The sequence below is a fragment of the Sneathiella sp. genome, assembly GCF_036844445.1.
Taxonomy (GTDB): Bacteria; Pseudomonadota; Alphaproteobacteria; order Sneathiellales; family Sneathiellaceae; genus Sneathiella.
In genome coordinates this window covers 38,328-52,904 of the sequence record NZ_DAIUFV010000004.1, presented here as the reverse complement: position 1 = coordinate 52,904, position 14,577 = coordinate 38,328, and the positions used below count along the sequence as shown (strand labels likewise).

The 14,577-nt window shown below is 60.6% G+C and carries 14 protein-coding genes; 4 read left to right on the top strand and 10 right to left on the bottom strand.

Annotated features, from left to right (window positions below):
- Nucleotides 1-26: 26 nt before the first annotated feature.
- Nucleotides 27-1,811 carry an aspartate--tRNA ligase gene (gene aspS, locus V7Z56_RS09155; RefSeq protein WP_334129109.1) on the bottom strand — a complete coding sequence of 595 codons (1,785 nt, stop codon included), beginning with the start codon at nucleotides 1,809-1,811 and terminating at the stop codon, nucleotides 27-29.
- 191 nt (nucleotides 1,812-2,002) lie between these two features.
- On the opposite strand from aspS, the gene rnd reads away from it, so the two are divergent.
- The gene (gene rnd / locus V7Z56_RS09150) at nucleotides 2,003-3,154 is read left to right on the top strand and encodes a ribonuclease D (RefSeq protein WP_334129108.1); all 1,152 of its coding nucleotides are present in this window, start codon (nucleotides 2,003-2,005) and stop codon (nucleotides 3,152-3,154) included.
- On the opposite strand, the gene V7Z56_RS09145 is transcribed toward rnd, so the two are convergent.
- The 8 genes from V7Z56_RS09145 to V7Z56_RS09110 form a co-directional block, all read right to left on the bottom strand.
- On the bottom strand, nucleotides 3,132-4,652 hold the full coding sequence (locus tag V7Z56_RS09145) for a Ppx/GppA family phosphatase (protein WP_334129107.1): 1,521 nt from the start codon (nucleotides 4,650-4,652) through the stop codon (nucleotides 3,132-3,134). The genes rnd and V7Z56_RS09145 overlap by 23 nt on opposite strands.
- A 37-nt stretch (nucleotides 4,653-4,689) precedes the next feature.
- On the bottom strand, nucleotides 4,690-6,837 hold the full coding sequence (locus V7Z56_RS09140) for an RNA degradosome polyphosphate kinase (RefSeq protein WP_334129106.1): 2,148 nt from the start codon (nucleotides 6,835-6,837) through the stop codon (nucleotides 4,690-4,692).
- Between the two features lie 123 nt (nucleotides 6,838-6,960).
- Nucleotides 6,961-7,392 (bottom strand): DUF2147 domain-containing protein, encoded by a 432-nt coding sequence (locus V7Z56_RS09135; protein ID WP_334129105.1) that lies wholly within the window; start codon nucleotides 7,390-7,392, stop codon nucleotides 6,961-6,963.
- A gap of 29 nt (nucleotides 7,393-7,421) precedes the next feature.
- Complete coding sequence (locus V7Z56_RS09130) at nucleotides 7,422-8,201, bottom strand: SDR family oxidoreductase (RefSeq protein WP_334129104.1); 780 nt, start codon at nucleotides 8,199-8,201, stop codon at nucleotides 7,422-7,424.
- A 1-nt stretch (nucleotide 8,202) separates the two neighbouring features.
- Entirely contained in the window at nucleotides 8,203-8,889 is a 687-nt protein-coding gene (locus tag V7Z56_RS09125; RefSeq protein WP_334129103.1) for an HdaA/DnaA family protein, read from the bottom strand.
- Complete coding sequence (locus tag V7Z56_RS09120) at nucleotides 8,890-9,981, bottom strand: AI-2E family transporter (RefSeq protein WP_334129102.1); 1,092 nt, start codon at nucleotides 9,979-9,981, stop codon at nucleotides 8,890-8,892. It lies immediately after the preceding gene.
- Nucleotides 9,978-10,523, bottom strand: a complete 546-nt coding sequence (locus V7Z56_RS09115) for a CDP-alcohol phosphatidyltransferase family protein (protein ID WP_334129101.1) — start codon at nucleotides 10,521-10,523, stop codon at nucleotides 9,978-9,980. The genes V7Z56_RS09120 and V7Z56_RS09115 overlap by 4 nt, the downstream gene beginning before the upstream one ends.
- 50 nt (nucleotides 10,524-10,573) lie before the next feature.
- On the bottom strand, nucleotides 10,574-11,719 hold the full coding sequence (locus V7Z56_RS09110; RefSeq protein ID WP_334129100.1) for a DUF2066 domain-containing protein: 1,146 nt from the start codon (nucleotides 11,717-11,719) through the stop codon (nucleotides 10,574-10,576).
- Between the two features lie 66 nt (nucleotides 11,720-11,785).
- Between V7Z56_RS09110 and purM the strand changes: the two genes are divergently transcribed.
- Genes purM through V7Z56_RS09095 form a run of 3 tightly spaced genes read left to right on the top strand, consistent with a single transcriptional unit; the run spans nucleotide 11,786 to nucleotide 13,870 of the window.
- Nucleotides 11,786-12,868, top strand: coding sequence for a phosphoribosylformylglycinamidine cyclo-ligase (gene purM / locus V7Z56_RS09105; protein WP_334129099.1), 1,083 nt, complete (start codon nucleotides 11,786-11,788; stop codon nucleotides 12,866-12,868).
- On the top strand, nucleotides 12,856-13,515 hold the full coding sequence (gene purN, locus V7Z56_RS09100; protein ID WP_334129098.1) for a phosphoribosylglycinamide formyltransferase: 660 nt from the start codon (nucleotides 12,856-12,858) through the stop codon (nucleotides 13,513-13,515). The genes purM and purN overlap by 13 nt, the downstream gene beginning before the upstream one ends.
- A gap of 43 nt (nucleotides 13,516-13,558) precedes the next feature.
- A complete protein-coding gene (locus V7Z56_RS09095) occupies nucleotides 13,559-13,870 on the top strand; it encodes a DUF202 domain-containing protein (RefSeq protein WP_334129097.1) in 312 nt (103 codons plus the stop codon).
- Between the two features lie 44 nt (nucleotides 13,871-13,914).
- On the opposite strand, the gene rpsD is transcribed toward V7Z56_RS09095, so the two are convergent.
- A complete protein-coding gene (gene rpsD, locus V7Z56_RS09090; protein ID WP_334129096.1) occupies nucleotides 13,915-14,532 on the bottom strand; it encodes a 30S ribosomal protein S4 in 618 nt (205 codons plus the stop codon).
- Nucleotides 14,533-14,577 lie beyond the last annotated feature (45 nt).

Here is a 14,577-nt window from a genome sequence, read left to right as displayed (position 1 = left end):
TTTAGATCAGGTTTTGGCGATATTCGTTATCCGCCTGATTTCGGCTGCGGCGGCACGGTGCGGATATGCAATTCGCGCAGGTTCTTGAGCGGCACTTCGGCCGGCGCCTGCATCATCAGATCCTGCGCCTGCTGGTTCATCGGGAACAGGATCACCTCGCGGATATTCGGCTCGTCCGCGAGCAGCATGACGATGCGGTCTACACCCGGCGCGATACCGCCATGCGGCGGGGCGCCGTAGCGAAACGCGTTCAGCATCCCGCCGAAACGCTCTTCCACGACGCTCGCATCATAGCCCGCAATCTCGAACGCCTTGATCATGATATCCGGGCGATGGTTCCGGATCGCACCCGAGGAGAGTTCGATGCCGTTACAGACGATATCATACTGATAGCCCTTGATCGCAAGCGGATCCATCGTCTCGAGCGCTTCGAGACCGCCCTGCGGCATCGAGAAGGGGTTGTGGCTGAAGTCGATTTTCTTCTCCACCTCGTCATATTCGAACATCGGGAAATCGACGACCCAGCAGAAGCGGAAGACGTCCTTCTCGCAGATATCGAGCTCACTCCCGATGCGGATGCGCGCCTTGCCGGCAAGCTCGGCGGCGCGGTTCGCCTTGTCGCAGGCAAAGAAGACCGCATCCCCCTCACCCACGCCGGTGATCTCGCGAATTTTCGCAAGCCGCGCGTCATCGAGATTTTTGGCAATCGGCCCGCGCGCTTCACCATCCTTGAAGATGATATAGCCAAGACCGCCCGCGCCTTCTTTGCGGGCCCAGTCATTCATCTTGTCAAAGAAGCTGCGCGGCCGATCGGCGGCGCCGGGGGCCGGAATGGCGCGCACGACCGAGCCCGAAGCGATCGATTTCGCAAAAAGGCCGAAACCGGAGCCATCGAAGGGTTCCGTTGCGTCGCTGAGCAGGATCGGGTTGCGAAGGTCCGGCTTGTCGCTGCCGTATTTCAGCATCGCCTCGTCAAAGGGAATGCGCTCGAACGGGGTGACGACTTTACGCTCGCCCGCGAACTGCTGGAACACGTTGGTCAGCACGGGTTCAACGGCGTTGAACACATCTTCCTGCGTCACAAACGCCATCTCGATATCGAGCTGGTAGAATTCGCCGGGGCTGCGATCGGCGCGCGCATCCTCATCGCGAAAACAGGGCGCAATCTGGAAATAGCGATCGAAGCCCGACATCATGATGAGCTGCTTGAATTGCTGCGGCGCCTGCGGCAGGGCGTAGAATTTGCCGGGATGCAGCCGGCTCGGCACGAGGAAATCGCGCGCGCCTTCGGGCGATGATGCGGTCAGGATCGGCGTCTGGAATTCCATAAAGCCCTGCCCGCGCATGGCATCGCGAAGCGCCGCGATAACGTTGGAGCGGAGCACGATATTCTGATGCAGCCGCTCACGGCGAAGATCGAGATAGCGGTGGCGAAGGCGGATATCTTCGGGATACTCCTGATCGCCAAAGACGGGCATCGGCAATTCCTCGGCCGCCGACTGCACAGTGAAGTCAGAGATATAAACCTCAACCTGCCCCGTGGGGAGGTTCGGATTGACCGCTTCCGCGGCTCTCGCCACGACCTTGCCGGTAATGGTGACGACGCTTTCCGAGCGGACCCGCTCAACGGCCGCGAAATTCGGCACATCCTGCTCGATCACGCACTGCGTAATCCCGTAGTGGTCGCGCAGATCGACAAACAGCAGGTTGCCATGATCGCGCTTGCGATGAACCCAGCCCGACAGGCGGACGGTCTTGCCAACATCACTCTCGCGCAGCTCGGCGCAAGTATGGGAGCGGTAGCTATGCATGATACTCTCTTGAATTCTCGGGATCCTGCGGGATCAATATGGATGACGCGCCTGTCTTACATGGTTTTTCGCCCGTCGCCAACCTTCCTTTACGGAGAATTATGCGCTATTGTGGCCGGAGTTGACTTTCCCGGCACCTCTCCCGTTCAGGTGTCCAATTCATGTGTTGCCTGAAAGGGCAAAAATTTTTTATGCAGATAATTACAACCACGGCCGCTCTTGAAGAGCTGGTCTCCCGTTTCGAGAAGCATCCCTATTTTACCATTGATACGGAATTCATGCGCGAAAGCACCTTCTGGCCGATCCTCTGCCTTGTGCAGATGGCGACCGAGGAGGAATCGGCGATCATTGATCCGATGGCCAAAGGGATCGATCTCGCCCCCCTCTTCCGCCTGATGCAGAATGAAAAGGTCCTGAAGGTCTTTCATGCCGGGCGGCAGGATCTCGAGATTTTCCATCACCTGACCGGCGAAGTGCCAAGCCCGATTTTCGACACGCAAGTAGCGGCGATGGTCTGCGGCTTCGGGGAATCGGTCGGTTACGATACGCTGGTCGCCAAGGTGACCGGCAAGGGCGTTGATAAATCCTCGCGCTTCACGGACTGGTCGCGCCGGCCGCTCTCCGAGCGCCAGCTCGTTTATGCCGAAGCCGATGTGACGCATCTTCGCGATATCTACCGCTATCTCTCAAAGAAACTTGAGGAGAGCGGCCGCGCCGAGTGGGTCGCCGCCGAGATGGATATCCTGCGCTCTCCCGAGACCTATTATATGCCGCCGGAACAGGCCTGGACGCGCATCAAAGCGCGCAACACCCATCCGAAATTCCTCGCGGTCCTGCAAAGCGTCGCCGCCTGGCGGGAGCGACAGGCGCACCGTCAGGACATTCCGCGCAACCGCATCCTACGCGACGAGGCGCTGCTTGAAATCGCCTCAAACCCGCCGAAATCCCCCGAACAGCTTTCGCATGTGCGGGGCATCGGCACAAAATTCGCCGAAGGCAAGATGGGCAAGGGACTGCTGGAAGCCATCGAGGCAGGCGTCAACCTGCCGCCGGATCAGGCGCCGCAGCTGCCGAAAAGGACGCCGCCGCCGCGCGGCATCGGTCCGCTGATGGAACTGCTCCGCGTTCTTCTCAAACTCCGCTGCGAGGAAAATGAGGTGGCGCAGAAGCTTGTTTGCAGCCTCGCCGAGCTTGAACTGATCGCCGCAGATGATAACGCGGACGTGCCGGCCCTCGAGGGCTGGCGGCGGCGCATTTTCGGCGAGGATGCACTGCGCCTGAAAAACGGCGAAATCGCGCTCTCCTGCAAGGACGGTCAGATCAGGATAATTTCCCTGGTATAATCTCGATTTTGGCGTCGCAATTGAGGCTCGCGGCGAGCGCATCAAGCTGGTTGCGGACGTGATGACCGACGAGCGCGGCGAGCGAGGACGGCACTTTCAAGGTGACCGTCGTCGAATTTACCTCGATCCGCGTCTGCGAGAGGATACCGGTGGTGCCCCCCGTCAGGGTGTGGGAGAGCCGCATCGCAAGTCCGGTGATCAGCGCATTGTTGATCTCGTCAGCGGTCAGCAGGCGAAGCGAATCCCGCGTTGACGGGCCGTTCAGGTCACCCTTATAGCGCGCATAGACCGACAGGGCGATGATCGCCCTGGCGCGGTGGCCGACGCCGCTGAACGGCGCGCGGAAGATGCGGCGGAAGGCCTGCGCGGCGCGGTAGTCGGAGTTGGCCCACCAGGCGATATCGGAAAGGGTCGCGGCGGCAAGGATCAGCCGCTTGCTCTTGCGATCGGCAACGCCGAGGATATCCTTTACCCAGTGAAAAATCTCTTCCCCATGCTCAGCGAAGCGCCCTTCGCTCGCCGCCATGTCGCGGCAGGCGTCAAGCAGCGGATCACGCTTGCGCACCGATTTTTTAAGCTCCGAGAACTGCATGCCCTCGCGCAGCCCGTTACCGGAGAAAACCACGTGCTTCGGTCCGACAGCGCTCATCAGCTCCTGCAGGATGATAGCGGCTGTGTGCATGGTATCGGCGCGGGATTTGGGGATGCCGTTGGCGTTGTAGAGGTCCTCAAGCGACATCGCGAGGATTTCATCGATCAGTTCGCTGATCTGGTCGGCGGAGAGGCGGTAGTTGTGGATAATGGTGAGCGGGTGGTTGGTTTTCAGGATGTGATAGCGGGCGAGGACGCGCCAGGCGCCCCCGACCGCATAGAAATTCCGGGCGTCGACCTGTTCCAGCCACGCGATTTTCTCGATTTTTTTGCGCACCATCTTGCGCAGCTTGGCTTCCGTCATGCCCATGTGCGACAGGCGCAGCGCGCCAAGCGGCAGCGTCGCCGTCTCATGGATGCGGAAATCGGAGACCTCGACCAGTTCGAGACTGCCGCCGCCGAGATCGCCAACAAGGCCGTGCGCATGGGGAATGCCGGAGAGAACGCCGAGACCGGAGTAGCGCGCTTCCTGACGGCCGCTCAAGACCTGGACATTGAGATCGCACTGCTGCTCGACCTCGGAGACGAATTCCGAGCCGTTCTCCGCTTCACGCACGGCGGCAGTTGCCGCGACCATGACCCGCTCGATCCCCATATAGTGAACGAGAGCAGCATAGCGGCGGAGCGCCTGGATAGCCTCCGCCATGGCCTTCTCGCCGAGCCGCCCGGTGGTGCCGAGTTCCTGACCGAGACCGCAGAGGACTTTTTCGTTGAACTTGGGAAGCGGCGCCCGCTGGGGACCGTCATACACCACCAGCCGGACCGAGTTCGATCCGATATCTATGACCGCAGTTGACCGGTCCGACACCTTGACGGTGGGGTCCAGTTCTCTATCCCGATCTTCCATATTTTCTCTGGCACCTACAGTAGTCTGTCGCTGTATGTCAGCTTGGCGGAACAAGCTTGGGTACTGGTTCCTTTACAAGCAAAGCCTTACCGCGTCCAGATAAAGACGGGTTGGTCATGAAATAATTGTGCGCCGAGAAGGGTTCGCCCGACACTGCGATCCGCTCATAGTCACCGCTCGGCAGGAGCCGCCAGCTCTGCAGATTGTCTTTCAGGCAGACCACCATGATCTGGTCGAGCACCTGGCGGTGGATGGTCTCGTTGGTGACCGGGACAAGCGTCTCGATGCGCCGATCGAAGCTGCGCTGCATCCAGTCGGCCGAGGAGATAAACACCTTCGCATTGTCCGACGGCATGCGATGACCGTTGCCGAAGCAGACAATGCGCGAATGCTCGAGAAACCTCCCGACGATGCTGGTCACCTGGATATTTTCCGACAACCCCTTCACGCCCGGACGCAGGCAGCAGATGCCGCGGATGACGAGGCGGATATCGACGCCCGCATTGCTCGCCCGGTAGAGCGCATCGATGATGATCGGATCGACAAGCGCATTCATCTTCGCCCAGATCGAGGCGGGCTTGCCGTCCCGCGCAAAGGCGATTTCCTTCTCGATCATCTCGATCAGCGATTTGCGCAGGCTGTAGGGCGACAGCATCAGCTTTTTAAGCCCCTTCGGCTTGGCGTAGCCGGTGATGTAGTTGAACATCAGCGAGACATCGGTGCCAAGATCGGGATCGGTGGTAAAAAGCGAGAGATCGGAATAGATCCGCGCGTTCACCGGATGATAGTTGCCGGTGCCGAAATGCATGTAGGATTTGAGCCCCTTGCCCTCGCGCCGGACGACGACGGAGACCTTGGCGTGGGTCTTCAGATCGATAAAGCCGTAGATGACCTGCGCCCCGGCGCGCTCCAGATCGCGGGCCCATTTGATGTTCGCCTCTTCATCGAAACGCGCCTTCAGCTCGATCAGCGCCGTCACGGATTTCCCCGCCTCCGCCGCCTCGATCAGCGCGCGGACGACCGGCGAGTTGGTCGAGGTGCGATAGAGCGTGTGCTTGATGGCAATGACGTTGGGATCGGCCGCTGCCTGCTGCAGGAACTGCACGACAACGTCAAAGCTCTCGTAAGGGTGATGAACGATGAAATCCTTCGTGGCGATGGCGGCGAAAATATCCCCTGCCGCATCGCGCACCCGCTCTGGATAGCGCGGCGTATAGGGCGGGAAGCAGAGATCCGGTCGCTCCGCCGTGATCAGCGCCTCGGTATCGGACAGGCCGAGAATGCCATCGACGACGATCACCGCGCGGCTATCGAGTTCGAGCTCGCGGCTCAGATATTCGACGAATTCCTCCGGCATGTCGCTGTCGACTTTCAGATGGATGACGCTGCCGCGGCGGCGGCGTTTCAGCGCCGTCTCAAAGAGCCGGACGAGGTCCTCCGCCTCTTCCTCAAGCTCGATATCGCTGTCGCGGACGACGCGGAACATGCCCTTGCTGGCCACCTCATAGCCCGGGAACAGATGGCCGAGAAAGAGGCGCACCGTGTTCTCAAGGCTGATAAAGCGGATTTTCGCGCCCGGCAGCCGGATAAAGCGATCGAGCGTCTGCGGCAGCAAAAGCAGGGCTTTCAGGTTACGCTCGGGCTCTTTTCGGGCGAACTCGAGGAACATCCCGAAGCCGAGGTTCTGGATAAAGGGAAAGGGATGCGCCGGGTCGAGCGCCATCGGCGTCAGGACCGGATAGATCTCCTGCATGAAGTGATCTTCGAGCCAGTTCTTCTCATGACGCGTGAGTTCGTTCGGCGAGAGGACGGCGATGCCGTTCTCGCGCAGCTCCCGCACGAGGATGCTCCACTGCTCATTCTGCTCGTTGATCAGCTTTGTCGCCTTGCGGTCAACCTCGGCAAGCTGCTGCGCCGGCGTCAGCCCGTCATCGCTCAGGGTCTTGATATTGGCCTTGATCTGGCCCCAGAGGCCGGCGACACGCACCATGAAAAATTCATCGAGGTTGGCGGCCGAGATGGAAAGGAAGCGGACCCTTTCGAGCAGCGGGTGCGCCCGGTTCGCCGATTCTTCAAGCACACGCCAGTTAAAAGCCAGCCACGACTGCTCCCGGTTATTGAAGCGTTTCGGGCTTTTCAGCAGGTTGATCTTTTCCTCTTCCACCACTTCCGGCTTTACTGACATGTCAAACCCTGATCCCCTTCCGGATATAAAATGCTTTGACATAGGCTAGGGAATAAATACCGCAGATTTATGACAGATTGAAGAATTCCCCGCCCCGCAGTATAGCCTGAATTGGTAAAAAAATCACTCCACCCGTGTCCAGCTCTGCGTCTGGCAGAACATCAGAACGCAGCCCTTCACTTGAAGCGTATTGGCGTCCACCAGTTCCATCTTCGAGGAATAGGTCTTGCCGTCCTCGGGATTGTAGATGGTGCCGTCGTCCCACTCATTCTCGCCGTCCGGCTCGAAGCCGGCCAGCATCTGCAGCCCGACGATTGGGCGGCTCCGCAGACTCTCATCGATATTGTTGCGATCCGTCTTCGGCTTGCCATCCTCGCCGGTCGGTTCTTTGAGCCAGATGATCTCGCCGCAGAGCCTGTCGCCGCAAGGACCGATCTTCACATGGCTTTTGCCTTCCTTGGTCGCCCAGACCCCGGTCGCATCCGCCGCAATCGCCGGCGCGGCGAAGGCCAGAAACGCGGCGCTCATCGCCGCCAGAATGCCCGCAAAACGCATGTCTCCCTCCTCCGCTGAATATGCCGCTTCTATAATGTACCCGGATAGGACCCGCCGTCCAGCAGGATGTTCTGGCCGGTAATGAAGCCCGCCTTGTCGCCGCAGAGAAAGGCGCAGGCCGCACCAAACTCCTCGATGGTGCCGAATCTGCCGGCCGGGTTCTCCCGCATCCGGGCGGCCTTGACCTCCTCCACCGTCTTGCCGCGCGCCCTTGCGACGGCGGTGAAATTGCTGGTCAGCCGGTCGGTGTCAAACGGGCCCGGCAGCAGGTTGTTGATGGTGACGTTGTGGGCCACCGTCTTGCGGGCGAGACCGGCGACAAAACCGGTGAGCCCGGCCCGCGCGCCGTTCGAAAGGCCAAGGATATCGATCGGCGCCTTGACGGCGGCCGAGGTGATATTGACGATACGGCCGAAGCCCCGCTCCTGCATCCCGTCAACGGTCGCCTTGATCATCTCGATCGGGGTCAGCATGTTGGCGTTCAGCGCCGCCTGCCAGTCATCAAGGCTCCAGTCGCGAAAATCGCCGGGCGGCGGGCCGCCCGCGTTATTGACGAGGATATCGGGTTTCGGGCAGGCCTTCAGCACCTCGCGCCGCCCCGCCTCGGTGGTGATATCGCCGGCGATGGCGATCACCTCGACCCCGTGACGGGCGCGGATCTCATCCGCCGTCTGCTCAAGCGTCGCAGCGGTGCGGGCGGTGATGACGAGATTGACGCCCTCGGCCGCGAGCGCCTCGGCCGAGCCGCGCCCCAGCCCCTTGCTGGAGGCGCAGACAATCGCCCATTTGCCGGAAATTCCGAGATCCATGTTATTCCCCCTCCTCTTTCAACAGGTCGCGAATGAAGGCGACCGTGATGTTCCGCTTCTCGGCGAGGGCGCTCTGGTCAAGGCGCCGCACGAACCGTTCCGCCGCAGCGAAAGATCGCTCCAGCCGCCGCACGATATACTGGACAACCTCGGGCGCGACCGCAAGCTGGCGATCGGAAAAAAACTTGACGACGAGCGCCTGGAAGAGCGCATCGTCCGGCTCGCGAATATGCGCAACCGCGATCGTGCCAAGACGGGAGCGAAGATCAGCAAGGTCCACATCCCACGCCGCCGGTGCGCTCCGCGCCGTCAGCAGCAGGCTGCCGCCCCGCTCCTGCACAAGGTTATAGAGATGAAAAAGCGTGTTTTCATTTGCAGATAAGGAAATCTCTTTATCTACATCCTCAATAAGTAGCGATGTCCCGGCGCGCGCCGTCAGCGCCTCGATTCCAGCGCCGGCAAGAGCGGCGAGTGGAACGCGCGCCGCGCCGCTTGCCGTGCGCCAGACTTCGGCAAGATGGCTCTTGCCGCTGCGCGCCGGACCAACCAGCACGAGGCTCCGCGCCGGCCAGTCCGGCCAGCGGTCGATCCACGCAACGGCGTCGCTGTTGCTTTGGGTGACCAGAAAATCATCACGTCCACGCGCGACGCGCGCGGGAAAATCAAGCGGGATCTGAAACGGCGGCATCTATTTCTCGATCGGCTCCTCGGGCTCCTCGGGCGGCGCACCGCTGTAAATCGGGCTTTGCAGATACTGATCGACGGCAAAGCGGCTCAGCACCCCGACGACGGCCGCCATGGGCACGGCGATCAGGACGCCGACAAACCCAAAAAGCGTGCCGCCGGCCAGCAGCGCGAACATCACCCAGACCGGATGCAGCCCGATTTTGCCGCCGACCATGCTCGGGATCAGAATATAGCCTTCAACGATCTGCCCGACGACGAAAATCGCGATGACAATCCCGATCATGACGGGATCGGGCCAGAATTGCACGAGCGCCACCCCGACGGAGGCGATAAAGCCGAAGATCGCGCCAATGAAGGGAATGAAGGAGATGAGCCCGGTGATGATACCGATAATGAGGCCGAACTCGAGCCCCGTCAGCATCAGCGCAAACCCGTAATAGGTGGCAAGGATCAGGCAGACCAGCGACTGCCCGCGCACAAAGCCCGACAGCACCTCGTCGATCTCGCGCGCGAGGCTGCGGATCCGCTCCTTGTGATTTCTCGGCAGCCAGCCGTCGACCCGCTCGACGATGTGATCCCAGTCGCGCAGCAGGTAGAAGGCCACCACCGGCGTAATCACGAACAGCGCCATCATATTCACGACGGCAACGCCGCCGCTGATGATGTCTTTCGAGACCGAGCCAAGACTTTTCACCGCCTCGCCGATATACTGGCCGAACCCCTTGCGGATCTCCTCGCTTTGCTGAAAGACAGGAATATCGACGAACCGGCCGATCAGCGGCAGCAGGAAATCATGCAGGCTCTGATAATAGACCGGCAGCCGGTCAAGAAGGCCGAGCACCTGTTCGATGATCATCGGCACCAGCAGCGTCAGCGTCAGCGCGCAGAGCACGACGAAGAGCCCGACAATGATGCCCGTCGCTGCGGTACGGCTCAGCCCCGCCTCCTCCAGCCGGTCAGCAACGGGGTCGAGGAAATAGGCGATCGCCATGCCGAGCACGAACGGCAGCAGGATATTGCTCAGCAGCAGCAGGAAAAGGACAAAGACAAGCAGGGCGATCAGCCAGAATTTTATCTGTTGTTTCAGCGTCATTTCGTCCCCGTCTGCGTGCCGTTCTGGCGGAACCATTGTAAAGTATAGGCGATCCCCGAAAGGATGGTCGTGAGTGCAACGACATAGACCAGCCCTGCGACTATCGATCCGACGCCAATCTCCAGCCCCGCATCGGCAAGAACACAGGCCGCGAGCAGAATCTGGCAGAAGGTATTCAGCTTGCTGAGCTTTGATGGCAGGATTGTGACGTTCAGGGACAATAGAAATGTGAGAAGAATTCCACCAACGATCAGAAAATCGCGGCTTACCACCAGAATAACCAGCCAGCTCGGCAGATCCGCCTGAATGCCGAGCGTCACATAGATCGAGACCAGCAGGATCTTGTCGGCGAGCGGATCGAGATAGGTGCCAAGCGGGGTTACCATATCGAACTGCTTGGCTATAAAGCCGTCGAGCGCATCCGTCACCCCTGCCAGCAGGAACACGATGAAGGCCGGATACATCTGGTTCGACAAAATCAGCCAGATGATGGCAGGCACCAGAAGCATACGCAGAAGCGTGAGGCTGTTAGGAATGTTCAAATGTGCGTCCAGACAAAAAATTCGCGCGCTGTTTCAACAGATTAAATGACCTACCTGAAGTCAATTGTCCAGTATCCCTGATGATCGACAAGCTCGATATCGCGCCGCTCGAGCGCGGCCGTCAGCTGTTCGATGCTGCCGATATAGGTGATATTCCAGAAGGCTTCGCCGACCGAGAGATCGCGAAGGCGCACGGCGCTGACGTTCGAGAGGCTTTCGACCTGGCGCTGCAGCCGCAGCCATTCATCGAGGCTCCGCACCCGGCTTGTCACCGCGAGCACCGTTTCGGTGCTGAAATCGAGGACGTTGCGCTGTTTCCAGTCCTCCTGCATCTGACGCAGCAGCTCGAAGACGGCGCTTTGCATCAGCGCGGCGTGATCCACGCTGCCGCGAAAGACCTGCGGCGCGGAATCTGTGCTGCTGCCGCTTTTCTTCCACGTCACATCGAGAAGCGGCGCGCCGTCGGCGCTTTGGCGCGGCCGCGCGCTGATGACATGCACGGCAGCCACCTCATAGTTGTGCTGCAAGGTGGTGATGGCGACCGGATCCATATTCAGCGCCATTTCGGCATCGAGGAGGCGAATATCGGCCAGATCCCCCGCCGGCATAAGGACGGGCTGCACGAACGGCTGCGCCCAGTCATCGCGGAGCGCATCAGGCGCTTTCGGCCGCAGCCCGTAATCCACGACCTCGGTCCAGATCTCGCGCCACGGGTTCGGCATATTCCAGAGATTGGCTTTCTCACCCTCAATATAGACGGGAAGGACGAGAATCGGGCGAGCGATGGCTTCGGAGAAGGGCAATTGCCGGGCACGCAGCAGCGAGCGAACATCGTCGCGCTTGAACTCGAACGTCAGGTCGGCGAGATAGCGCGTTGCCGAACTCCGTTCATTGGCGACCTGAAAGGAGGCGACGAGCGCGGTGATGGACGCATCATCAAGCTGCGGCAGCCGGTTGTGCTCCCCCGCCGGCACGAGGCGGCGGAGCAGCGCCGCAAAGGCGCGCTTCTGCCCGTTGGCGACGGCGACGGTGCGCGCGGTCGTGGCGGAGTCGGCGGTTTCATCAACGGAAATGTTGCGGATCACGTAAAAATCCGCCTCCGCCCGCCCCTCTCCCGGCACGGCAGCGAGGCAGAAAAGCAGCACTGCGAGCCCGAGGGCGCAGGAAAAGAATGATTTTGTCTGTGTTTCCGTCATTGCAAACCACCGGAAAAAAAGTATGTTGACCCGAACATAATCGCTAAACCGGATGCAGCATAACTGATGAACACCGATAGCTCCAAAAAAAGTTACAGCTATAAGGACGCAGGCGTCGACATTGTGGCAGGAAACTCACTTGTCGAGGCCATCAAGCCGCTTGCCGCATCGACCCGCCGGCCGGGCGCCGATGCGGATCTCGGCGGCTTTGGCGCCCTTTTCGACCTGCGCGCCGCGGGGTTCAAGGATCCGCTGCTCGTCTCCTCGACCGATGGCGTCGGCACCAAGCTGAAGGTCGCCATCGACATGAACCGCCACGATACCGTCGGCATCGACCTTGTCGCGATGTGCGTCAATGATCTTGTCGTGCAGGGGGCGGAGCCGCTCCTCTTCCTCGATTATTTCGCGACCGGCGGCCTCGATGTCGCGGCGGCGCGCGATATCATCAAGGGCATCGCCGCGGGCTGCCGCGAGGCGGGCTGCGCGCTGATCGGCGGCGAGACGGCGGAAATGCCGGGGATGTATGCGAAGGGCGACTATGATCTCGCGGGCTTCACGGTCGGCGCGGTGGAGCGCGACGAGCTTCTCAAGCCGGAGAATTTGAAAGCCGGCGATGTGCTGCTCGGCCTTGCCTCGTCGGGGATCCATTCGAATGGCTATTCGCTGGTGCGCCGGCTGGTGGCCGATTTCAATCTCGACTATGCCGCCCCTGCCCCGTTCAATCCGGGGATCACGCTTGGCGATGCGCTGATCACGCCGACGCGGATTTATGTGAAAAGCTGCCTTGCAGCGATTCGCGCCGGCCACGTCCGGGCGCTTTCCCACATCACCGGTGGCGGGCTCTTTGAAAATATCCCGCGCGTGCTGCCGAAACATCTCGCCGCGCATCTTGAGGCGTCCGCCTGGCCGCTGCCGCCGCTCTTCAAATGGCTTGCCGAGCTTGGGAATATCGCGCCGCGCGAGCTAGCCACCACCTTCAACTGCGGTCTTGGCATGGTCGTCGTCGTCCCCGCCGAACGGGCGGAGGCCGCACGGGCCGCGTTCGAAGCGGCGGGTGAGACGGTCTACACCGTCGGCGCCCTCGCCGCGCGCGCGGCAGAGGCGCCGCAGGTTGTCATTTCAGGGTTGGATGAGCTGTGGCAAAGCTGAAAGTAGCGGTTTTTATCTCGTCCCGCGGCTCCAACATGCAGTCGCTGGTGCGGGCAAGCCATGATGCCGACTTCCCGGCGGAAATCGTCAGCGTCCTCTCCAACAATCCGGAGGCCGCGGGGCTGAAATTCGCCGCCGAAAACGGGATTGCGACGCATGTCATCGACCACCGCGATTTCGAGACACGGGCGGATTTCGAAGCCGAAATCACCCGCTATCTGGAATCCGCCGGGATCGAACTGATCTGCCTTGCCGGCTTCATGCGGCTGCTGACCGCGGATTTCGTCAATCACTGGCGCGACCGCATCCTCAACATCCATCCCTCGCTGCTACCGGCCTTCAAGGGGCTGCACGTGCATGAGCGGGCAATCGAAAGCGGCGCGCGCTTCACCGGCTGCACCGTGCATTATGTCCGCCCGGAGATGGATGACGGGCCGATCATCGCGCAGGCCGTCGTGCCGATCCTGCAGGAAGATACCGCCGATGCGCTCGCGGCCCGCATTCTGGAGCAGGAGCATCTCATCTATCCCCTCGCCCTCAAGCTCGTCGCCGCGCGCCAAGTGAAGATCCACGGCAACCGCGTGCTCATTGAAAATCCGGACGAGCCGCGTGCGGCAATGATTTATCCGCATACAGAAGAGGCCTGATCGCTTTCTTGGCGCGGACCGCGTTTGCTGCTACGCTTTGCGAATGAAAAAAGATGCGCGCGCACTGGCGGAAGAGGAATGCGAGGTGGATCCCTTTATCCTCTCCGTCCACCGGACCGAGCTCGCCAACAGGCGCACGCTGCTCGCCTATATCAAGACCGCCATCGCGCTCACGGCGGGCGCCGTCGCGCTCCTTAAATTCTCCGCCGAGACATATCTGCATTTCATCGGCTGGTGCCTGCTGCCGCTCTCCCTGCTCGCGCTCCTGATCGGACTGATCGATTATCATCGGGTCCGCCGGTCGATCAACCGCGAGAAGCGCCTCGCCGCGCGCAAGCCGAAAATCAGGCAATAAAAAAGCCGGAGGCTGGCTCCGGCTTTCTGTTCGGCTCGCAAGTCTTAGCGAGAGTAATATTCGACGATCAGGTTCGGCTCCATCATCACCGGATACGGAACATCGGCGAGCTTCGGAATGGCCTTGAACGTGCCCTTCATGGTCTTGTGGTCCACCTCGATATAATCCGGAACGTCCCGCTCGGGGCTGTCGACAGCCTGCAGCACGATGGCGAGCTGCTTGGATTTCTGGCGAACTTCAATTTCATCGCCCGGCTTGACCATGTAGGAGGCGATATTGACGCGCTTGCCATTGACCAGCACATGGCCGTGGTTGACGAACTGGCGTGAGGCGAAGACGGTCGGCACGAATTTCATGCGGTAGACAACGGCATCGAGACGGCGCTCCAGCAGGCCAATGAGGTTTTCGGAGGTATCGCCTTTCAGACGCTCGGCGGCTTCATAGACGCGGCGGAAGGATTTTTCCGTGATATTGCCGTAATAGCCCTTCAGCTTCTGCTTGGCGCGCAGGTGAATGCCATAGTCGGAGAGTTTGCCGCGGCGGCTCTGGCCATGCTGGCCGGGCCCGTAATCACGGCGGTTTACCGGGCTTTTCGGGCGACCCCAAAGGTTCTCGCCCATGCGACGGTCAATTTTATATTTCGCTTGAATGCGTTTGCTCATGTACTTTATCCAGCTCAAATTTCAGGAAAAAGGCAGTCCGACGAG